This is a genomic window from Pedobacter sp. BMA, assembly GCF_001027745.1.
Classification (GTDB): Bacteria; Bacteroidota; Bacteroidia; order Sphingobacteriales; family Sphingobacteriaceae; genus Pedobacter.
This window is the reverse complement of record NZ_LECU01000003.1, coordinates 310,977-334,225: the sequence shown is the minus strand read 5'-3', so window position 1 is coordinate 334,225 and position 23,249 is coordinate 310,977. Positions and strand designations below refer to the sequence as shown.

General features: G+C 41.9%; 12 protein-coding genes. 6 read left to right on the top strand and 6 right to left on the bottom strand.

Features of this window, described 5'->3' with window-relative positions; translation table 11 throughout:
- Positions 1 to 87 precede the first annotated feature (87 nt).
- Positions 88 to 2,625, bottom strand: coding sequence for an ABC transporter permease (locus tag AB669_RS05800; protein ID WP_231582628.1), 2,538 nt, complete (start codon positions 2,623 to 2,625; stop codon positions 88 to 90).
- Complete coding sequence (locus tag AB669_RS05795) at positions 2,615 to 3,304, bottom strand: ABC transporter ATP-binding protein (RefSeq protein ID WP_047798342.1); 690 nt, start codon at positions 3,302 to 3,304, stop codon at positions 2,615 to 2,617. Before AB669_RS05795 ends, AB669_RS05800 begins: the two co-directional genes overlap by 11 nt.
- Positions 3,305 to 3,443: 139 nt before the next feature.
- Between AB669_RS05795 and AB669_RS05790 the strand changes: the two genes are divergently transcribed.
- The 4 genes from AB669_RS05790 (at position 3,444) to AB669_RS05775 (ending at position 11,827) form a co-directional block, all read left to right on the top strand.
- On the top strand, positions 3,444 to 4,085 hold the full coding sequence (locus AB669_RS05790; protein ID WP_231582627.1) for an arylesterase: 642 nt from the start codon (positions 3,444 to 3,446) through the stop codon (positions 4,083 to 4,085).
- Positions 4,086 to 4,302: 217 nt separating this feature from the next.
- Positions 4,303 to 7,434 (top strand): glycoside hydrolase family 2 TIM barrel-domain containing protein, encoded by a 3,132-nt coding sequence (locus tag AB669_RS05785; RefSeq protein ID WP_047798340.1) that lies wholly within the window; start codon positions 4,303 to 4,305, stop codon positions 7,432 to 7,434.
- A gap of 564 nt (positions 7,435 to 7,998) precedes the next feature.
- Complete coding sequence (locus tag AB669_RS05780) at positions 7,999 to 8,721, top strand: LytTR family DNA-binding domain-containing protein (RefSeq protein WP_047798339.1); 723 nt, start codon at positions 7,999 to 8,001, stop codon at positions 8,719 to 8,721.
- 31 nt (positions 8,722 to 8,752) lie between these two features.
- Complete coding sequence (locus AB669_RS05775; RefSeq protein WP_047798338.1) at positions 8,753 to 11,827, top strand: two-component regulator propeller domain-containing protein; 3,075 nt, start codon at positions 8,753 to 8,755, stop codon at positions 11,825 to 11,827.
- 28 nt (positions 11,828 to 11,855) lie between these two features.
- Here AB669_RS05775 and AB669_RS05770 read toward each other — a convergent pair whose 3' ends face one another.
- The 4 genes from AB669_RS05770 to AB669_RS05755 are packed head-to-tail and all read right to left on the bottom strand — an operon-like array spanning position 11,856 to position 21,861.
- Positions 11,856 to 13,949 (bottom strand): fibronectin type III domain-containing protein, encoded by a 2,094-nt coding sequence (locus AB669_RS05770; protein WP_047798337.1) that lies wholly within the window; start codon positions 13,947 to 13,949, stop codon positions 11,856 to 11,858.
- A 10-nt stretch (positions 13,950 to 13,959) separates the two neighbouring features.
- The gene (locus AB669_RS05765) at positions 13,960 to 14,562 is read right to left on the bottom strand and encodes a hypothetical protein (RefSeq protein WP_156166691.1); all 603 of its coding nucleotides are present in this window, start codon (positions 14,560 to 14,562) and stop codon (positions 13,960 to 13,962) included.
- 8 nt (positions 14,563 to 14,570) lie between these two features.
- Positions 14,571 to 20,144: a hypothetical protein gene (locus tag AB669_RS05760; protein WP_047798335.1), complete on the bottom strand. Its 5,574-nt coding sequence runs from the start codon at positions 20,142 to 20,144 to the stop codon at positions 14,571 to 14,573.
- Between the two features lie 4 nt (positions 20,145 to 20,148).
- Complete coding sequence (locus tag AB669_RS05755) at positions 20,149 to 21,861, bottom strand: hypothetical protein (RefSeq protein WP_047798334.1); 1,713 nt, start codon at positions 21,859 to 21,861, stop codon at positions 20,149 to 20,151.
- Positions 21,862 to 22,099: 238 nt separating this feature from the next.
- Here AB669_RS05755 and AB669_RS05750 point away from each other — a divergent pair, with 238 nt between their 5' ends.
- Positions 22,100 to 22,666 carry a hypothetical protein gene (locus AB669_RS05750; RefSeq protein WP_047798333.1) on the top strand — a complete coding sequence of 189 codons (567 nt, stop codon included), beginning with the start codon at positions 22,100 to 22,102 and terminating at the stop codon, positions 22,664 to 22,666.
- Positions 22,659 to 23,105 carry a hypothetical protein gene (locus tag AB669_RS05745; RefSeq protein ID WP_047798332.1) on the top strand — a complete coding sequence of 149 codons (447 nt, stop codon included), beginning with the start codon at positions 22,659 to 22,661 and terminating at the stop codon, positions 23,103 to 23,105. Before AB669_RS05750 ends, AB669_RS05745 begins: the two co-directional genes overlap by 8 nt.
- The last annotated feature ends 144 nt before the right edge of the window (positions 23,106 to 23,249 follow it).

The window sequence follows — 23,249 nt, the reverse complement described above, 5'->3', positions numbered from 1 at the left end:
TTTAACATTATCATAATATGAACAGATCACCCTTAGGTAATCAGTGATACCCCAGCAGATTATTGAAATACAGGATTACAATCCGACCTACCCTTCAGTTCTCAAAATTTTTAATGGTGGTTGATTTAGAATACTTCTGGTGCTCAGCACACCGGTAATCACTACCAACAGCACCACAGATCCAAAAAGCAGAATTGTTGGTATAAGTGGCGGATAAAAAGCGGCATCAAAGCTGAATTTAGCTAACGCCCAGCTTCCCCCCAGGGCGAGAATTAATCCCGCTCCGGCAGCGAAGGTGCCAAGAAAGAAATACTCTATCGCATTTATAGCCAGAATCTGCTTGCGGTGTGCACCCATTGTGCGCAGCAGAATACTTTCTTTAATGCGTTGATTTTTGCTGGTCAGCACCGATGATACCAATACAATCCAGCCGGTTATCATGCTGAAACCAGCCATAAACTGAATCACAAAGCCTATTTTACCTAAAATATCATCCAACAGCTTTAATACCAGATCCAGATCAATTACTGATACATTCGGAAATTTCGTTACCACCTCACCCTGAAATTTCGCAGATAGCTCGCTGGATGGAATTCTGGTCATCAGCACATGGAATTGTGGGGCTTCCTCTAAAACACCTGCTGGAAACACGACCCTGAAATTCGTTTGCATCCTGCTCCAGTTCACTTCCCTCAAACTGCCTACCACTGTAGGAATCATCATTCCCTGAACGTTAAATAAAATCTTATCGTCGATATCAACATGAATTTGCTGAGCATAACGCTGATCAAGAGAGATGTATATCGTTTCATTGGGCTTAATTTTTCCAATCCATTTTCCTTCCACAATTTTTTCTGCTGCGGTTAATGAGTCCTGATAGGTAGCCCGGATCTCATTTCGATAAGCCCTCCGGTTGTTGGTATCTGCGTTGGCCTTTTTGCCGTTTATTTCTTCGATGCGCATGGTGATCACCGGTACCTGATTCATTAACGGAAGTTTATAGGCTTTTGTGAGGCTATCCAACCGGTCTTTCTGCGTGTTCTGAATGTCGAACATCACCATATTGGGTTGATTGCTCCCTGAAGAAAGGGTTACCCTGCTCATTAAAATGCCCTGCACAAAAAATAAAGTACATATAAAAGCTGTCGATAATCCAATGGAAACCGTTAGCATCAAAGTTTGATTATTCGGTCGGTAAAGGTTTGCAAATCCCTGTCTCCACAGATAACTAGCAGAATCTGGCAATATTTTCTTTACCAGATACATCAGGAGTTTAGAGAGTAAAATGAGTAAAAGAAAAGCGATTCCCAGGCTGGCGGTAAAGATCAGGGTTTGTATCCACGTTTTCATTTGAAGGTGAGTGAAACCAACTATGAATAGTAGCATCAGCAAATAAATAAACCAGATCAGGGGGTCGCGCCTTGATGCTGATTTTTCGAAAGACAATCGAATGGCATTCAGCGGAGATATCTTCCTAACCCCTAACAATGATGGTAGAGCGAATAAAACGGATATAATGAGTCCCAATAGAATACCCTGGGCAACTGCCGGCCATGAAACCTGCATGGTAATTTCTACCGGAAGGAAATCTTTAAGCACCAGAGGCAGAAGAAACTGTATCCCCGTACCGATAATAGCGCCTAATACAGCGGCGATCAGCCCAATGAAGAAAACCTGTATCAGATAGATGAAAAAAGCGTGTCTGGATTTTAAACCAAGACACCTTAATGTGGCAACTGCACTTAGTTTTTCCTGGATGTAAACGTGAATGGCGCTACCTACCCCTACGCATCCAAGCAACAAGGCAATAAAACCCGCTAACGCCAGAAAGCGATTTACGTCTTTGAACGACCTACCTGTCTGTTCTTTTCTCGATTCAACAGTATCAGCATCGAAGCCTTCTTTTTCGAGCTTTTGCTCATTCTGTTTTACCCATGCATCAACGCCGGATGGATTATCGTACCTGAAGTAAAACTTATTGTTGAGCCTGCTGCCGGTTTTGATCAGGTTCGTTTTTTCGAGATAAGTTAAAGGAATATATACTGTAGGTGCCACGCTTGAGGCAATACCGGTTTGTCCCGGCGCCTTGGTGATAGAGCCTGTAATTTTAAAATTAAGATCACCTACTTTTACCGAATCGCCGACTTTCGCATTATACTGCAACATCAGCGTTTGATCTACCAGCGCATTTCTCCCTTCCTGAAAGTGAGCTGCGGCTTCAGCAGGAACTGTTTCAATACTGCCATAATAAGGGTATCTGCCTTCCAGTGCTTTCATTTGTACCAGCCGGCTCCCGCCGCCTTGCTGAAAATAAATCATGGAGGCGAATGTTTTCTCCTGCGAACGTTCATCACCAAGGCTATCCAGCATGGCCTGCATGGCTTTGCTCACCCCTTTTCTGCTTTCCAGTACCAGATCTGCTCCGGTAAGTTCCTTCGCCTGGCCATCGATATCGCGTTGCAGGTTATCTTTAAACGAGTAAACAGCCACAAGCGCTGCAATCCCTAAAACAATTGATGAAATAAACAACAGCAGTCTCGATCTGTTCTTTCTGCTATCCCGCCACGCCATTTTCAGGAGCCACGACAATCTTACTTTCGGTGTTAAAACTGAATCAGGCATCATTGGTTTTTTCATCTGACAGGACTGTTCCGCCCTTAATTTTTATAATTCTTCCCGTTCTCGCGGCCAGGTCAAGGTCGTGAGTTACAATTACCAGGGTTGTTCCTGCATCTTTGTTCAGGTCGAAAAGTAACCTGATCACTTTTTCACTGGTTTCAGCATCCAGGTTTCCCGTAGGCTCATCAGCAAAAAGAATAGCCGGCTTGCTGGAAAAGGCCCTTGCCAGCGAAACGCGTTGTTGTTCACCTCCGGAAAGTTGCACAGGATAGTGATGGGATCTTCCGGCCAATCCAACTTTATCAAGCAAATCCATTGCATGGTCGCGAATGTTTTTTGCACCTCTGAGTTCCAGGGGAACCATAACGTTTTCTAAAGCAGTTAGGGTAGGCAAAAGCTGAAAGTTTTGAAAAATAAAGCCTACATATTGGTTTCTTACCGCTGCCCGTTCATCTTCATTAAGGGCTTCCAGGGCAATTCCATGAAGTTCAACCGAACCCGTGCTCGCCTGATCGAGGCCGGCACACAATCCCAGTAATGTTGTTTTTCCACTGCCTGAAGGCCCGGTGATGGCTACAGTAGATCCTTTTTCTATATTAAAATTTATGTTATCCAGAACTGTGAGCGATTGGCCCGCGCTTTGGTAAATTTTGCTTACATTTCGAATGTTTAATATGGTTTCCAAATTTCTTGTATTGGGATTTGAGTGATATTGATGCCAAACATAACCTGGCTTTGCCTGTTAAGTTACTGGTTTTTTATTAGAGATAGAATTAGTTATGATGTTACGAAAACGCTTTGCGTGCCTATTTGTTTTGGTTTTTATGTTTGCCGCATGTGGAAACAGAAAGAGCAACGGCAATGATGAAAAAAATTTAGATTCAGTTGACCAATCTGCGCCGAAGGCAACCGGCAAAACTAAAAATATCCTGTTTTTCGGCACCAGTTTAACTGCCGGATTAGGACTTGATCCTACAGAAGCCTATCCTGCACTGATTCAGAACAGAATTGATTCGTTAAACTTACCCTATAATGTGATTAATGGCGGTTTAAGCGGAGAAACATCGGCTGGTGGCAAATCAAGAATCGACTGGCTATTAAAGCAACCTGTTGATGTTTTTGTATTAGAGCTGGGTGCCAATGATGGCTTAAGGGGGCTGCCTGTGGCACAAACCATTAAAAATCTTCAGGATATCATTGATCGGGTTAAGGCCAAATATCCAGATGTGAAGCTGGTGATGGCAGGCATGCAAATGCCTCCAAATTTTGGTGCTAAATATGCGAATGATTTCAAGAATATATTTCCTGATCTTGCCCGTAAGAATAACATGGCCCTGGTACCATTTCTGCTAGATAAGGTAGGTGGCGTTCCTAAACTCAATCAGGCCGATGGCATACACCCTACCGCGGAAGGAGATAAGATTTTAGCAGAAAATGTATGGGTAGTACTTAAAGATCAGCTTTAATTTATAAATCCCTCTGCTTAAGTTAAGCAGAGGAGCCAATGATTAAAAAAGAAGCCTTTCATAGATGTGAGGCTTCTTTTTTGTTAGAGGTGTGAAGCACCCCTTATCAATATGATGCATGTTGTGGCTAATTAAATGGAAGCCATTTTGGTATTAAATTCTTTTCTTTACCGATTAGAGCTATACATTACAGCAGCAAGCCAGATCACATTATTTTATGCCAGTTCACAAAACGATTTCCGTCCTTCTACTCACCATCATTTGCCATATTTTATCCATGTGTACCTTATTTGCTCAGGTTCCACCCTGGTTAAATGAGGAAGTGAATGAGGAGAATCGTTTACCCATGCATGCCTCTTATTTTGTTTACGAGAATAATCTGGCGCTTAGCACAGGGCAATGGCAGCAATCCTCAAACTACCTGAACTTAAACGGCACCTGGAAATTCTTCTGGGCAGATAAGCCATCGTCACTTCCAAAGGATTTTTATTCCGCCGGATTAAATGATCAGGGCTGGAAAAACTTCCCGGTGCCTGCCAACTGGGAACTGAATGGTTATGGTTTTCCAATATACACCACCGATGGTTTCGAGTTTGCCTACCTGATGGACAAAAAGGTAAAGCCACCAATTGTTCCTATGGATTTTAACCCAACAGCGGTGTACCGGCGTGAGGTAAATATTCCAGCCTTATGGAAGAATAAAAGGATCTTCCTGCATATTGGCGCCGCGAAATCAAATCTTTCGGTTTGGGTAAACGGAAAGTATGTGGGCTATGGAGAAGACAGCAAGCTTCCCTCTGAATTTGACATTTCTAAGCACCTCAGGACTGGCAAAAATCTGATAGTTTTGAAAGTAATGCGCTGGTGTGATGGCAACTACCTGGAGGATCAGGATATGTGGCGTTTGAGCGGCATTACCAGAGATTGTTATTTACTTGCCAGAAATAATATCCACATCAACGATATTGAAATTAGGCCGCAAATCGATAGTACATTTCAGCATGCAAAAATTGATGTATCGCTGCAATTCAGTCAGCCAGCTAAAGGCTACACTGTTCAGCTTGATTTAAAATTTAAGGGACAACCAGTAGCGCAAAAAGAAATAAAGGTTGATCAGCAGCATATTTCCTGCGAAATTAATGTCGCCAAGCCGAGTTTATGGAGTGCTGAAAGTCCTTCGCTTTATGAGCTAACCATTAAATTAAAAAACAGTGCAGGGACGATTACAGAGCTAATCCCCCAACAAGTAGGGCTGCGGAAAGTAGAAATTAAGAATGGCCTTTTCATGGTAAATGGCCAGCCGGTTTTACTTAAGGGAATTAACCGGCATGAAACAGATCCCATTAGCGGCCACGTCATCTCCAAAGCTGCCATGCTTCGAGATATCCGGCTCATGAAAAAATTCAACATCAACGCCGTAAGGACCAGTCATTATCCCAACAGCGAAACCTGGCTGGATCTCTGCGATCAATATGGATTGTATGTTATCGGAGAAGCCAATATCGAATCGCACGGTATGGGTTACGACATCACTAAAACCATGGCCAACCGGCCAACCTGGGTATCGGCTCATTTAATGCGTGTACAAAGGATGATGGAGCGGGATAAAAATCACGCCTCTATTGTTACCTGGAGTATGGGCAATGAAGCAGGTAATGGGTACAATTTTTACAGCTGCTATTTGTGGATGAAAAAAAGAGATCAGTCGAGGCCAATACAATATGAACGTGCCGTGGCAGATTATCGCACATTTAGTTATGAATGGAATTCTGACATCATTTGCCCGATGTACCCCACTCCGGATGGGATGATTGCTTATGCAAAGGCAAATCCATCACCACAGCGTCCATTTATCATGTGCGAATATGCACATGCTATGGGCAATTCCCTCGGTAACTTTACCGATTACTGGGATATCATCAGGAAAAATAAAAAGGTTTTCCAGGGAGGCTTCATCTGGGATTTTGTCGATCAGTGTTTTCAATGGGTAAATGCCAAAGGCGATACAGTTTATACCTATGGAGGAGATTATGAACCCAAAGAAGCCATTACCGACTGGAATTATGCAGCAAAAGGGATATTCTATGCAAACCGAACCCCATATCCACATGCCTGGGAAGTGAAAAAGGTGTATCAGGATATCCATACTACCTTAAAATCGCCAGGTGTGATCAATATTTATAATGAGAAGTTTTTTACTGGCCTGGAAAACGTACAACTGGAATGGGAAATAACCAATAACGGCACTTCAGTACAAAAAGGCATTATCGATCAGCTCGAAATTCCGGCACAAGGGAACCGGGATTACCGAATAGATATCAAGTCAGGTAATGAGGGGGAACAATACCTCAGCCTCACCTACAGATTAAAAAAACAAGACCAGTTGTTGCCGGCAGGTCATATCATCGCCAGTGAACAACTCTTTCTGGGTGGAAACTTTCCATATCAGCAGGTGCTGGCCAAAGGAGCAGACGTAAAATTTACGGAGCAGCAATCGCAGCTTGTCATCCGGTCACAACGGGCGAATATAACCTTTGATAAACAAAGCGGGCAGCTAACAGGATACGAAATTAATGGAAAGGCATTTCTGGATGCTGGCTTCGGATTTAAACCTAATTTCTGGCGTGCGCCCAATGACAACGACTTTGGTGCCAATCTGCAGGTTAAGCTTAAGGCCTGGAAAGACGCATGGAGTAAAGCAAAGCTAACCGCATTCAAAGCGGTGAAGCAGGGCGAAAATGTGTTGGTAACCAGCAAATACGATTTGAATATGCCATCTTCTTCCTTGTCGCTCAGTTACCTGATTAATGGTGCCGGAGAGATAAAGGTTGATGCGCAGATTCAGCTGGATACGGCGAAAGTAAAGGAAATGTTGCCCCGTTTTGGCATGCAATGGATTTTACCGGCCGGATTTGAACAAATAGAATATTATGGCAGGGGACCTCATGAAAATTACCAGGACCGGAATTTTTCTGCTGATGTTGCACTTTACCATCAAACCGTATCAGCACAATATTTTCCCTATGTAACTCCCCAGGAAACGGGCAATAAAACAGATGTAAGGTGGTTTAAACTAATGGATAGCAGTGGTAAAGGTATTGCTGTGACTGCTCCTCAGGCACTCAGTATAAGTGCGTTGCACTATTTTGATGCTGATTTAGATGACGGTGAAAAAAGGCATCAGCGCCATGCTGCAGATTTAATTCCCAGACCCCAAACTCAATTGAATATTGACTTGAAACAAATGGGAGTAGGCGGTATCGATAGCTGGAGATCTACGGCCATGAAGAAATACTTAATCCCCGCCGCAAACTATAGCTTCACCTTTTTCATTGCACCAATCGGATAAAGTATTTTGCTTTTACGGATCAGCCTAGCCCCACTTATAAAACTTGGTGTAGCAGCTATAACATTTAAAACGTTTTGCGGGTAAAAAGGGAAGCAGGTTTTTTAATAGCGAACCGCGGTTTACTCTTCTGGTTTCTTTGCTTTTACATTTGGGACATTGAGCTAAAATAAGCGCATCAGTTTCTGTATTCATAATTTCTTACTATAGGGTGAATAATAAGCAAATCAAAAGCGTTGGGACGACGTATGTAAATATAGACTTTATTTTGCTAAAAACCGATAGTCCGGTTTGCTAAATCTTAATATAAATGGTAAAAGAAAATTCTTTAACCCAGGCTCGCTAATTCAAATCACAGTTTCACTCATTATAAGTACTTATTTACTAAGCAGCAGATAAAAGCATCTGTTTTTAGCGCTTATTTACGATGTAATCAGTTTTGAATAGGGTTTAAGCAATAGGTGACTAGCCTGGCGAAAGACTAGTCACTAAATTGCTGAACATTTTATCAGACAGCAATTTGTGTAGCCAGATTAAATAGACGAAATTTAAGACCAAATCTCAAAGATGTTAAAAGCAGTTATTTTGGATGACGAGATCAGGGGAAGTAAACTTTTAAGCCACAAGCTTGAAGAGTTTGCCGGTGTATTGTCTGTAGAAGCTGTATTCAACGATCCGGTATTAGCGCTTGCTTCAATCGAAGCTATAAAGCCTGATGTTCTTTTTTTAGACGTTGAAATGCCAGGAATGAATGGCTTTCAATTTCTTGAACATTTGGGAACTTTTAAGTTTGAAGTAATTTTTACTACGGCATTTGGGCACTATACTCTTGAGGCCTTGCGCTTGAGTGCGGTCGATTATCTTCTGAAACCTGTTGATCAGCAAGAACTGCAAAAAGCCATTGACCGGCTAAGAAAACGTTTATCCGGAAAACCGAACGTAAGAGAAGAAAAACCAGGCAAATTTTCCAGCCACCGCTTGTCCCTCATCACTGCAGAGGGAGTGTATCTTGTGGAAAAATCTACCATCACCAGAGTGGAGGCAATGAGCAATTACAGTGTTTTTATCCTGGCCGATTCAAGGAAAATTGTGGTATCTAAAACATTGAAGGAGTACGAGGCTGTGCTTGATGATGAGCATTTTATCCGGATCAGCAGATCGGTAATTGTAAACTTACATTATGTGGTGAAGTATAAAAAAGGAGACGGGGGAACGCTCGAATTTACTGACGGAGCTGAAGTCGAGGTGTCTCCGCTTAGAAAAGATGAACTGATGAAAAGACTCTTCTAGCATGAAATGTTGTTTTCTTTATTTCACGGTTATGATTTGCAGCTGGTCTGCACGCGCACAGGAGTTTCCTGCTTTAAAGTTTAATCAGTTAACGGTAAAGGACGGGTTGAGCACCAACGCCATTCGCAGTGTTTACATTGCCCGGAATGGTATAGTGTGGATTGCAACCTCAAAGGGTTTGAATAAATATGATGGAACAGGTGTAACGGTTTACCATCACGATGATGATGATAGTACTTCGATTGCGAATGATGCCCTGGAATCAATTACCGAGGATCGCGATAATACCTTATGGCTGGGCTCATTGAACGGTTTATCACATTTTAATCCCGAAACCGGGAAGTCAGTAAATTACTTCCACCAGCCAGGTAACAGGAACACTTTGGCAAGCAATGAGAAGTGTTATCCGCTTATAGACAGCAAAGGTACATTATGGATAGCTACCTGGGCAGGTGTACAGCGATTTAACCGAAAAACCAAACAATTTATTACATACGCTGCACCGGCGCTAAATGTTCCTGATCCGGATCATTACCATAACACCTTTACCATTGTTAAAGAAGATCGTAAACATCGAATCTGGGCGTTAAGTGCCTTTGGTTTATACCTGGTTAATGAAAAAAGCCATCAACTGGAATTTTACAGTCAGCACAATGCGAGTTTAAATACTGCATTTTATCAGGCAGCCAACGGTGCAATTTATGTCGGTACCAAGGGAGGCGGGTTACGGGTATTCGATTTTCAATCGCGTAAATTTGAATGCATCATGCCAAACCTTTTTAATGAACATGATACCAAAATAAATGATCTTATTGAATGGACAGACAATCAGAATAAAAGCTGGCTCTGCATTGGAGCGGCAGGCGGTTTAATTCTTAAGGATGTAAAAAGTAATCGGTATAAGGAGTATCGTTTTGATCACTTAAACCCATCATCACTCAAAGGCTTTACAATCTATCACATTGCAAAAGACAAGCAAAACAGGCTGTGGCTATCAACCGATGAGGGTATCAACATTATTGATCCCTTTTTGCAGAATTTCGAAAACCTGCCACTTTATCAGCAGTCAGGTTTTATGAATCCCAAGCTGTTCGGACTTCCAAATAACATGCTTGAAACCGAGGATATGTTTTACCTCACCGGGTACTTTGCCAAGGGTGTGTACTTATACGATAAAGAATGGAATCTAAAAGAACACCTTGAAAAGGTGCCCCCGGGTGCTAAAAGTGAATTGAGCAAATCAGTGAACAGTATCTATAAGGATGAAAAAGGTAGTTTATGGTTCAGCACCGACTCCGGACTGATTAGAAAAAAGATAAACAAATATGATTCTTATTTTCTGCCGGATGTAGATCTTAGCAACAAAAGCAACCTTGCAATATCAAAAATTTATAAAAGAAAAGACGGGTTGTTCTGGCTTAGGGCACGTGGCAATGGCATCTATATATTCGATCCGCTTAAAGGCAAATTCTTGAAGAATTATAAACCCGATGGAAAAAAGATTGATGGTGTAGTATATGCCTGTTACCTGGATCAGGACGACATTCTCTGGGTTGGAGCAACAAGGGGAATCAGTTATTATTTGCCAAAACAAGACTGTTTCAAAAAAGTCATTGTTCGTAATTCCTCAGGCAAAGAAGTTAATGTTACCTGGGTAACTGATCTTACACAGGATAGCGACAATACGGTATGGGCCGTATCTGATGTTGGATTGGTCAAAATAAACAAAGCAAGCGGCACAGGCTTACTGATTAATAACAAGATGGGCTTGCCAGAAAACTATCTAAAACGAATCCTGGTAGATTCACTTGGCAATTTATGGATCCCATCTCAACAAGGCATCATTAAGTACGATAGGAAAAAGAAATTCACCTTCTTTAATATCAATAACGGACTTCCTTTTCAGTATGAGGGACATGGGTTTTTTGAAAAAGATAGCAAAGGCAATTTCCTTTTAGGGTTTAGTGGTTTTGTTACTCGTTTCAATCCCTATCAGGTAAAAACAAATACCATGATGCCCGAAGTGGTACTGGTAAGTGTAAGTGCAGATGGACAAAGGCAGCAGGTTGAGGGTAAAGACAGAAAAAAAACCATAAGCTTCTCACCCGGAACCAAAATTATCAATATTCATTTCACTATCAGTAACTACACTGCACCGCAACAAAACAGCTATTTCTATCGCCTTGGAAACGATGCCCATTGGCAAAGGGTCAAAAATGGTGATATTGCCCTGGCAGGCCTTCCCGAGGGCGACTATAAATTGTCTATCAAAGGCAGTAATAATGATAATGTATTTAGCCGGGAGGAAAAATTGTATATCACCGTTATGCCCCACTGGTATGAAACACTTCTTTTTAAAATTATAACAGGCCTTACAGTTATCGCCATCGTTACTCTTCTAGTAAGAAAAAGAATTGATTTTATTCGGTCTGAGTCATCATTCAGACAAAAACTTGTAGAAAGTGAACTAACTGCAATCAGGGCACAAATGAATCCTCATTTTATTTTCAATGTATTAAATTCCATAGAGTCTTTTATTGTTGATCATGATGCAAAACAAGCCAGTTTAATGGTACAGAAATTTGCCAGCCTTTGCCGGCTGGTTTTGGAAAATTCAACACAGAGTTTGGTATCTGCCGAACGGGAATGGAAGGCCATTCAGCTCTACACTGAGCTGGAGGCTGTCCGGTTTAGCAATCAGTTTGCTTTCGATTTCAGTTACGATGAGCACATCGATATGGCGAAGCTCACCGTTCCACCAATGTTATTCCAGCCTTTGATCGAAAATGCAATCCACCACGGGCTCAGGAATTACCCGCAGGCAGATGGTGTTGTTAAAGTTACCCTCACTCAGAATGATAACCTCTTATGTTTTACAGTTAGTGATAACGGAATTGGTCTCGGCAAAGCAAGGCGTCAAAAGGTAAACAATATGCTAAAACAAAAATCGCTTGCCATAAAGGGAATTGAAGATAGAATACAGGCCATTAATGCCCTTACCCTCGCCGCAAACGCTTCCTTTGAAATTAAAGAAATTATTCAGGAGGGTAAATCAGGCACTATAGCAGTCCTTAACCTTCCCCTTACTTACCTGAACGAATTGTAGTTGCCCTGAAAATAAATCACGGGTAAACTTACATAGAGATTTCAATTGGCTTCGAAAGCACACTCATATTTCCGTTTGGAAGCTGCAGGCGAACTGCATATTTTATCGCATCTCCTTTTCTATATTCCAGATCGGTAAAGCTTAGCTTCAAATCCTCTATTAATTTGTATTGCTCCAGTTCATTATTTCCGTAGCTTTTATATAACATCAGTTTAGCCCCGGCAGGTAATGAAGTTTTTTGATCCCAGGATAGCACTACTCCTTTATCTGTTTTATCTGCTTTCAACTTTAATTCCGGAAGATCCACGGCCCTGGTAGCCAAAAGTATCCTTTGTGGAAAAGACTGCTCTGATAGCAAACCCGAACTGTCTACCGCGGCAATTGAATACCATAACACCCTTTTTTCAGGAAGCTTTAAGTCGGTATACATGCTATCAAGTTTGGAAAGGCTTCCGATTTTTTCAAAAACGGTGTCGGTTTTCCTATAAATGAAATAGGCTTTCAGGTCGCTGCTGTTACTGGGCATAAATTTAAGCTTCACACTGTTTTCGCTAATCCAGAAATCAGAGATTTGAGGAGGGGTAGGGGGAATATAGTCGGGCTTTTTAACGGCAATCATTTCAGAATAAGCGCTCGGGTTACTGGTCTTGTCTAAAGCTGCAATTTTATAGTATGCATGGCTGGTAAGCGAATTGATATCCACCATATCCATGTAATTATTATCAGCAACCTGCGCTTTATTTATTACACTAAATTGCTCTTTAGGACTATTGGCACGGTAAATATTGTAACCAGATAAGTCTGCCTCTGTACCCATATCCCAATGGAGTTTTACCACACCTAGCGAATCAATTAACGCAGTTAAACCCATTGGCTTTGCCGGTGCAGTGCTATCTGCTATAGTTACATAAGCCGGGAGAGATCTTGATGCATTTCCAGCAGTATCTACCGCAGAAACCAGATAGAAATTACGTTGATGCACATCTGCATTCATATCAAAGGCAAATGTATCTCCAATGCCATATAGCTTGTCATCAACAGGGGTATAAGGCCCCTCATAATTATCGCTTCTTCCAATTACAAAGCCTGCCAGATCTTTATCTTTAAAAGGTTTTGTCCAGGAGATTCTTACTTTTTTACCTCCTTGCGAAACCGCATTTACATTTGCGGGCGCTACCGGAGGCGTCAGGTCTCTGCCCTTTACGCTGATTTCAACCCATTCTCCAAATTCACCAAAGGCCGTTATGCCTCTTATTTTATAAGTGTAAGGAATGTAATTCTGTGGAATACTATCCATGAATACAATACTTTCATCATCCTTATCATCATTTGGGTTATCGGGGTTAACAAAGGGTGTAGTTGTTCTTTTTACATATGGCTTATTAGCTTCTTTTCGTTCAATCTGATAGGCCGTGTATTTGGAGTCTCCTTCAAGTCTGTTCCAAAACAGCCTCACATTTTTATCGAGCCCAATGGCATCTACAGAATGTAAAATCTCTGGCTTGATGTAAGTGGTCGTATTCACCATTGTTGCACTTTCCTCAAGCCCCATTCCGTTAATGCCTTTGATATCTGATTTAAGATAATACAGATAAGATTTTCCTTTTTGTGCCGATTTATCCACAAAACGCAAAGCCAGTGCTTTTGCGATTTCCGGATACAGATCAGCAAGGTAAGTGGCATAAACAAATCGGTTGGATTGATCAGCTGACAGTAAATCCAGGTTTTCTAAATTTTTACTGGTTTGATTGCCAGTCAGCACACCCCCATATAATATTTGTGCGGCCATAGCTGCAGTTGTATCATTGGGTTTAAAATGTAGCTTCATAGCGGCTAAAGTCATTGGTTTTAGCGGCGATACCGTTAATTTGGTTTCCGCCTGTAGAGAATTTGTGGTGGCATTAAATTCTGCCCGGAAAACTTCAACCCCCGCTTTGCGTACCGCCATCCACAAAGGATAGCTTGGTGCAGTCCACCGGACTACCACAGAGTCGCCAATATACTTGCTTATGACCAGCAGTTTATTTACATACTTTACACTATCTCCGGATTTGATTTCCTGTGCCCTGGTACTCAGTGTAAAAACAAATAATATCGCGAAGATAAAACTCAGCTTATGCATAAAATTCAAATTAATAGGTTAACGAAAAAGTTCTTACAAACCGCGTATTGTAAAGCCAGTACGCCTGATATGCCGGATCAACCTGTAACGATACAGGTTTTGTGACGCCAACATCGATATGTACGCTGGCGGGCCTGTCACTCTGATAAGGTAAATACCCGGGTTTATTGTTTGCAAAGTATCTGTAAGCGGGTAACACCTGATCTAAAATGGATTGCGCCACTCTTGGATCCTGCAGGTAATATTGACCATACGGAGCTAAGTATTTATGTATGGGAACATTTAAATAGTATCTGCTGTAAATATCAACAGTAATAAGCTGTGCATAGAAGGGGGAGTAATAGCCAAACCGGCTTGAAATGGTATTAAACGTATTCACCATCGCACCAGAATTAACTACTCCTGCAGCAGATGCGCTGAGGTTGCCAGATACTGTCTCTATCAGATTATTGGAATAACCGGATTGGGTATTATTTACGGTATTAAGTACAACCGACTGCGTGACATTGCTGTTTAATGCCGAGGTAGCCAAATTCATATTCATTTTAATCTGCGCCCGGGCGGCCATAGGGAAAACAATACATGTCAATATAATTAGTTTGTACCTTTTCATGCTGATCATCATTTTAGGTTAATATTCGATTGCAGAACTAATGTAGACCCTGTGAAATTTGAACTCATGTCGATGGCCCTTTTATAGGGATTGAGTTTTGCTTCAAAATCCCTGGTTTCCAATTGTGTAAGCGCTTTCTTACTCGCAACAGGTGCCGTTACATTTCTTTTGTCAATCCTGGTTTGCACAAGATTAAAGGCACGTGGATCCCAGAATCTTGCTTCTATCAGTTTCGGCAGTATATCATAGTCGAAATTGGTACCTACCGGAAATTCTGCATGTAAATTAAGGCTGTAAAAGTTTCTGGCAACCTCCCTCACGTGATTATTGATCCAGGTGTTAGTGTTGAGCTGTTCCCTGAATTCCAGTAGCGGCGGAATGATGTAGTTAGCTGTGGCACCGGGATAGTTCCATCCATGCAATTCATATTCATCAAACTCCTCACTTGAATTGATGGTAAAGTTTGAAACGTTCAGCAGCTCATAATTAAGCTTCTTATTAACGTTAAATGCGTTTACCTTTTCTTCCAAAGTCTGATATTTGGAAGTTTTGAAGTATAAAGTGTACATCACTTCTTCCCTTGTACGCATGCTGGCAGAGGCCTTGCTTACTGCATTTTCTATGGTGTTGCCATCTCCGAGCTGTAAGCTCGAAGCACTGGCCGATTGCTGGAAGCTTTGGTTAACTTCAACTGATATTGCAGCATTATTCAAAGCTTTCGCCCCAGGTGGATTTACGTTTGATCCTAAAGGCACGTTCATACTGGCATTACCAATAAACTGTGGTCCTGCATTCTGATTGCCCAGTGCCAACGATAAAGTTGTTGTGGTTAAACTCATGCCTGGAGGACTAATGCGATGCACAACCTGCATTCTGTACATTGTTCCTGGCTTCAAATCAGGCGGAATCGGGTAGGTAATTTTATTGCCTTCAATATTTACAGCTACCTCTATCGTATCGGTTAAAGAACGGAATATTGCAAGCGTTTTACTGGTTGTTGAACCCGCCTGGTTATTAGCCGCCAGGCATGGAAGAGCCAGTTTCAACCAAAGGTAACCTTTAGCTTCATGTTTTGGCGTAAAGAATTGCTGGCCTTTAAAAGGATAGCTACCTACAACAATCTGAATACCGTCTGCTGCACCCTGCAGGTTTTTTGGGCAGTCGCCCGTAGTAAAACTCACCTTTTTCTCCTGCTCAGAACCCGCCATAAGCATCCACCTGTTATTTTCCCACTTATAGCCTTCGGCCTGTACAACCAGTTCCATTCTCGTTTTTCCAGGTAAGGCTTCCTGCCATCCAAAAAAGACAGCTTCCTTGTCTCTCTTGAGGGATATTTTGGCATTTCCGCCTGTAATGTCATTTACGTCATTGGTGTAAATCGCCGAAAAGCCAGAACCATTTAGGGTGATTTTTCTAATCACTGCCTTAAATTTGATGTTTTTTTCATAACCCTGGTCATCAACTGTAGCTACCTCAAATTCCCTGTTTACATAATAGTTTAAGGCAGCAGTCATGTCTGATAATATTGAAACTTTCTGCTCGTTTTCTGCTGGTTTTAGCTCTGAAATAATTGGCAAACCGGCGAAAGGGTTAACATCTATTGTACACTTTTTTCCTACACTGGCTCTAAATCTCATATTTCCTGAAACCAGGTTATTAAGTACACTGTATCTGGCATTTACCCATCCTTCCAGCCAGGTTGGATTAGGAAGCCCTACATTCACACCGGCGTTCACACCAAGGCTCCCCGCGCTCACTTTCCCTTTGAAAAACCATGCATCAATAAATAATCCAAATTCCCCATACACATAGGCCTGTGCCCGGCCGGTAGCGTAATAGCCATCGAGCCCTATTTTACCATTTGTTCCCTCACACTCCACGTTCATGTTTCTCGTATTAATCAGGGCAACATCGAAGTTGAAACCTGCATTCAGTTTAAGGTAAAAGATCAGGAATTTTAAATCTATGTCAATTAATTTTTGGTCCGCTCCAAAGAAAAAGCCACTTGGATTGTTCATGTCTCCACCCGGAAATATGTCTTTCATGAGCGCGTTCATTCTCGGCGAAAAGCTCATGTCTTTATTTCCCACGTTCATGTAGAACGACCCTTTGAAAATCTTCATCATCTCGATCGATGTCCATGTGCTCGGCGTTCCCGCATCTCCGATTTTAAAGTGCCAGCCGTCTGGTGCAGATAAAATCGATAACTCTGAATGCGCTTTAATTATATCCTGATAATTCATGTCAACCTGTGCTTTAGCGCTGAAAACGCTGTGCTGAAAATCATAGAAGATATCTGCACCTGCTTTCGCCATCGCATTCTGAAGATTTGAAAAGCCTGGCGGCGGAGCAAATAAGGCTCCGGTTGCATTGATCTTTAAAACCTGCATGGCAAAGTTTTCGTAATTGAAGGTGGCTTCTAAATCTCCCATCATCAGCAACATCGTGCCATCGCTGGTGCCCAGATTTACGCCTGCTTTAAAGCCTAAGGAGCCTTTGTTTGGGCTGTATAAACTTCTAACCTGATCCGAAGCATAGCTGTAGCTAACCGAGCGTTTAGGGTCGGTGTTGGGGATAAGATTATAATAGGCGCCGCCACCAAAACCAAAAATACTGATTCCGGGGCCTACTACTATCCCCGGAGTAGGAAGGTTTAACCGCGCATCTAAGAACCAGTAACTATACTCACGCTTGCCAAATAAACCCCTCGCGGTGATTTCGAATCCTTTCAGAAAACCGACTTTTAAAAACCCGTCAACGCCATCTCCCCATTTTTGGTCGTTCTCAAAAAAGCCCAGCTTACCTTTGATGTCGAAGGATGCAAGTTTACCTTCCACGGTGATGGAATCTGCCCTCACCCTGCTGAAAGCAAAGCCGAGCCTGCCCTGGCTATTGGTAGAAAATTTGCCAAATACGCTAAAGGCTACTTCCGCCTTAGGTAAACTGGCCAGGTCGGCTAAGTTAATGGCAATTGGAAAGGATAAACCAATTTCTCCCGATTCCCCGCTCGCCAGAGATGGTGCTTTAGATAAAGTAATCGGAAAGCCTCCAACAAATTTTGGCGGACTGCTTTGACCAAATGTAACCGTTCCTTTTTCGAAATATGGCGCATTCGTTGAAAACTTAAGGTTTTGAAAATTAACCAGATCAAAATCTACATTCCCAACAACAGGTATTTTAGTTACGATGGATAAGGCACCATTCATGGTTAACATTGCACTCGTTGTAATGCCTGTACCTGCATTCACTTCGATTCTGCTGTTGTTTAAATTAAACCTCGCAAACCACATGGGAACTTCAAGGGCACTCACCTGAGCAATGTTAAAGTTGTATTTCATCCCGCTTGCATCACTCGATATGGTACTGGAATATTTCAGCTGTGATGATGTCTTTTGCTGGTCGGTAAAAGGAAGAAGAATTTTACCTGCTATCCGGCCATTTACAAAGGAATTGTATTTAAAGTTAATTTTTACAGTGTCTAACGAACAGCTCCAGCTGGAGAGCGTACCTTTTCCCAGCGTAAACACAGCCAGGGCCTGCAAATTGCCCGTTACGCCCCGGTTATCAATAATTAAATTCTCAGACTCAATAGATAAAGTGCTTTGGTTCCCCTGCTTCAACACAGCTGGAAGTGTTACAGCTATTTTTGGTGCAAAAAAGCCCCGCCATTGTGCTGGTTTTCCCTCCTGATAATCAGTAGGCATGTTTGCGGGGTTTCTGCTATCAGAATGATCATAAAATAACGTTGTCGGTTTAAAGGCAAAGTCAGTGTTATCTGCCATTTCAAAATCAGAAAGGCTTACTGATGCAATCCAGTCATTCCACGATATGGCATCCGCTATAATCGTGGCTTTGGCTGCGTCTCCTGTTCGGGCTTTGATCAGGGTTTTAGAAAAGCTATACTCGCCCTGTATGCGTAGTCTCGAGAAACCCGTTTGATCAAACACCACATAAGTCCCCGAATCAGTCGGTAGGTTTCCGCTTTTTCTCGCTTTCAATGCAATATCATTCCCCGATACGTTGATAGTTAAATCCTCTGAAAGGTATAATCTGCCCTGACCGCATAAACCTGATTCATTAAAGCATATGTTTGAAGCGCCCAAAGCTGCAACACCGGGGTTTGCATCAGGCATGTTCAAAACAAAACCCGCATCGAATGCGGCCTGGCGCGCATCGAAAACCATTTGTGTTATGGCCAGAACAGTTTGTTTATTGCCAATGGTTTTATCAATTCCCAAAGGAAGTTTATAGCCAATCTGGTCAGATGGATTCAAGTTTTTGAGCAGCCTCATTGGGTCTGCCATCTGATCGGTAAACGCTGCCAGGCTTGCGGTATTTAAAGTAGCATTAGGTTTATTCGGATCATAAGCCGGAATTAAACTCGCTGCCCCCTCCGCTAAAGCAGCGATGGCCTGTCCGGAAATCACCTGCTTCGAGGCATTTATTTTTAAATCTTTAAAGGTTACGAAAACGGGCATTCCACTTAAAAAAGCCGGTAGCTTCACACTACCACTTCCGGAAATCCCATCAGCATTTGCACTAGTCAGATTTCTTACAGTCAGTTCAAACGCTCCGATTTTAATCGTCCCGATTTCCTGAAGGGTTTTATTCCGCACATCTATGGCCGTTTGATTAGCAACCGTGGTCTTACACCCGCAATCTAATGTTCTGCCGGATGCAGAAAGGGGTGTGGTATTGTTTACAATGGCTTGCACGTTATCTTTAGTTTTGCCATAAATAAAAGAAATGACTTCACTTTGCCCATTATTCCGAAACACGGCATTGTTACTTGGATCAAAGGCCTGTACCATCATCGCATAGGTTCTCCCTGGGGTAAGTTGCGGACTGGCAGGATTAAAAATTTCCATATTGGTCATTACTTCCTTTTCATAGAAGTAAGGCGGTCTTGCGGTCATCAAGGCATCATTAGGATTTTTATTCCCTAATACTTCAGCCATCCGTATGCGGTACCGGATGCCTGGAGGAGTACCCACTGGTGTATTCCATCTCAGCTGAATAATTTGTCCTGCATCAGATGATAACACATCCTGGTCTCTGGGGCTTAAAATTACAGGTGGTTCTAAACTCGCTATCGAAAAAGGATTGCTACATCCGGCTGGCTCATCTGCGCTAATGGGTGCATCTGTGTCATAATCAAACGCCCTTATACACAACTGATACCTGCCTTCCGGCAGTCCACCTTTATTAATGAATTCGCTCTGCGTGATCCCTGCATATTCCAGTCTGTTATAATTAAAGAAATAGGAAACGTCGTTTCCATTTAGTAAGCGGGTTTGCCCAGGTCCCAGTTCTATTGCGCTGGTACTTCTATAGCCGGGTTTCACCCGAATCACTACGCCATTATCTCCGGTTACTGTGCCTCTTAGCTGGATCTTTTGATTTGTAGTGGAAGCATTGGTAACCGAAATAACCATTAGATGTGGCCTTGAAGCATAATCTGTAAACTTTGTAGGGTAGGGCGGTAATATTTGAATGGATACATTAACCTGAGCCATTACCTGAAGGTGAAATACCAGAAGGAGAAAAATATTAACCCATTTAAATAAAGAACGGTTTTTCATAAGATTAAAAGTTAAATAGGTAAATCAACTCAGCCCGTGTTTCAGTGAAATTTGGCTCAAAGGGATTAGCGGCCCTGTTTTTATTATTGGTTACAAAAAAATTAAAAGCAACTTTCTGTTTTTTACTCACCTTATAAGCCACACTTCCGTTAATATTGGTGATAAAACTATCAGATCCCATATTGCTGCTGGTATTGGTTAATGTACAGCTTAAACTGCTTTGCAGGTTCTGCTTAAAGAAAGTTTTAGTGGCTCCAAATGTTGCACCTGAAAAAGTGCTTTCTATATTTTGCCCACTCAGCTTTGTATTGTTCAGATTAGCAAACAGGCTCAACTCCTTCTTCGGGAAAGTGAGGTTATAGTTGATAAAATATTGGTTGGTACTGATGTTTCTGGAAGCCGCCTGGGCACTGAAAAAATTATTATAGTCATTTAAACTGCTGAAACTTGCCGACGCTGATAAGACATGGGTAGCCTCCGGACGCACCAGAAAGTACCTGGGCATAATGCCAAACGTCTGGTTCGTTTGCACAATTCGTAAAGAATCTGCAAATAAAGCCGTTTGTGGCGTTTGGTTATCCGAGAAATTAGTGTAAATCAAGTCGAAACCCAATTCTTTGGTCACCTCAACCCCCGCATTTGCAGATGCTATAACGCGTTTGTTTTCCGCCCGCTTTTGTTTTTCTAAATTGTCATGCTGAAAACCAATACTTCCGTTAATTCTCACTTTTCCTTTCAACAGGTTTACATTGGGGCTAATAGTCCAGTTTTCCAAATCAGAGTTGAAAAAATAAGCTCCCATGGTTTTAAAATCAGGCTCTATTCTTTTATAGTTGATTTTTACACCATAATTTTTTGACCGGTACCCCAGGCCCGACGAGAATGCCGTATAATACTCACTGGTAGCATTAAGCTTGAAGATGCCATTTGCTTTTTGGAGAAAATCATTCTGAATAGAATCTATATTAATAGGAGAATTGATATCGTTGGTGTATAAACTTACCGCACCGGTACTTTCTATAAACAGGTTTTTGAAAAAAGTGAATTTTAATGAATAGCCCAGCACATTGTTTTTTGCCGGGGAAACTAAGTCAAGCGCCGTAGGAACATCTGCAGGCCTGGTGTTATCATCGTCTTTGGCGCGTAAATAACTTAATTCAAAAAAATTATTTGCCGATCCGTAACCGAGTTTCGCAGCATAACCTTTTCTCGAGAAAGAAAACGGAATCAGTGCCTGTCTGGTAGTATCAATGGTAGTGGCCTTGTTCAGCCTCCCGTACATAAATCCAACCCTCAGTTTACCAGGGTTAAGTTCAAAACCTGCTCCAAGCATGGTATGTCCGCCCAAAGTGTAGGGCGAAAATGAAACGTTTCTATAGCCTGCATGCAGTGTAATCCATTTGTAAGTCGGACTAAGGCCATATTGATTAAAGGGTTGGGTAAACGACTTATCAGCTTCGCTGATGCTAAAGTTTAGAGGGATCTGGAGGCCGTAAATGTCAAAAGTTGGACTTCCGCTGAGCAGAAAAGACGTAGGTTGCCTGCGGTTTTGAATGCCACTGGCATGGTAAAACATACCCCGGGCTTCTATTGATCCTGAATAGGAGAACGGCCTCGACTGTGCAATATTTGAGAAATCCTGCGCCAATGCACGCTGTGCAAACAATGCCAGGCTCAGGCAACATAAGATTAAGAGAGATCGTTGTGCATTATTCATGATCTTATTTTTCCTTTAAATCCAAATAAGCATAAAATAATAATGGTGATTTGGGCTAATGAGCGAAATAGCATTTTAACTGAGCGAATGGCATTATTTATTGAGGCATTTTTTTTATTCGGTTGTAACTTGTTGCCAGTCAGTAGTTAATCGATCAGTAACAAACTACATTTATCACAAGGAGGGTTTTGTTGTTTTTGTATTACTTTTGTCCACATAAAATTTTTTCCCGGAGTTCATGAGAATAAGCAGATATGTGAGGAAGATTTCGATCCTGTTTTTATTAATTATTCACCTGGTTTTTTTGTTTCCAATCTTTTGGGAACATGCACACTCCTGGTGGCTGGTATTATCTTTATTCATCCTATGTCCTTTAATTTTCGTTACGTACTTAAGGGTGCAGCTTCATCACCACGAGCATCAGTATGAGCATATATTGGTTGTGGCCTGGATTCCAATAGGAGCGGTGGTTTCTTTTTACCTGAATCACTATCTAAAAGTGGGGCCGGTAATTTCAGCAGCCATGCTAGGAACTGTTGCCTCACTGATTCCGCTGATTAACCGTAAATCAGAATATCTAAAGCAATTACCAGCAGCAATCTACTGTGGTGCTTTCATTGGCATGTCGAGTACAGGTGTAGCGCCAAGCATTGCATTTGTACTTACTGCCAGCTTTTTCACTGCAGTACTGATTATTGTTTCGAAAAGCCTGTTCTCCGGCCTAGGCGGCAAGTTGGGCACGCTTGCTTTCGCTGGGGTAGTCATGGCTTCGCTGTTTTATTACCTTATTTTAACTTATGCTTAACAATTTCATCCTGGCCCTGGTTGGGTTGGCTGGAGCAGTCACTACATTTTATGTAAATGAGGGGCTGAAACAAGGGCCTGTGCGCGCTTCGGCTAGCCTTTCACTCATGATCGCAACATTTTTCCATTTTTGCCCGCCAGGAATAGATCCGTTTTTAAGCGAAAATATTCCCCTGGTATTTATAGGCTCATCTTTCATCGGAATGGTGTCAGGCCGGCTAGTTAACAATTATTGGTTAATTGCAGCTGCCGGTGTATTATTTTGTATTATATTTTTAAATGCGAGTCGCTATTTTAAGGGTTACGGAGGTGCCTTAGGTACATCGGCCTGTATCTCCCTTCTGGCCATTTTAAGTATACCCATTGTAACGAAAAAACAAAGGCTTACCAACGGCTTTGTCTTGTTAAGGAAGATGGTATTTAGAAAGGGGAAAGAATAAAAAACGGGATGTATCCACAGATTTGTGCTGAAAATTTGCTGCTGAAAAAGGGGGCAACGATTTTTGATCTTATTTAGGCTATTAACTCCTATCAAAAGCTCTCTAATGATTGAGAGATTAACCTGCCATTAAAAAGAAAAATCA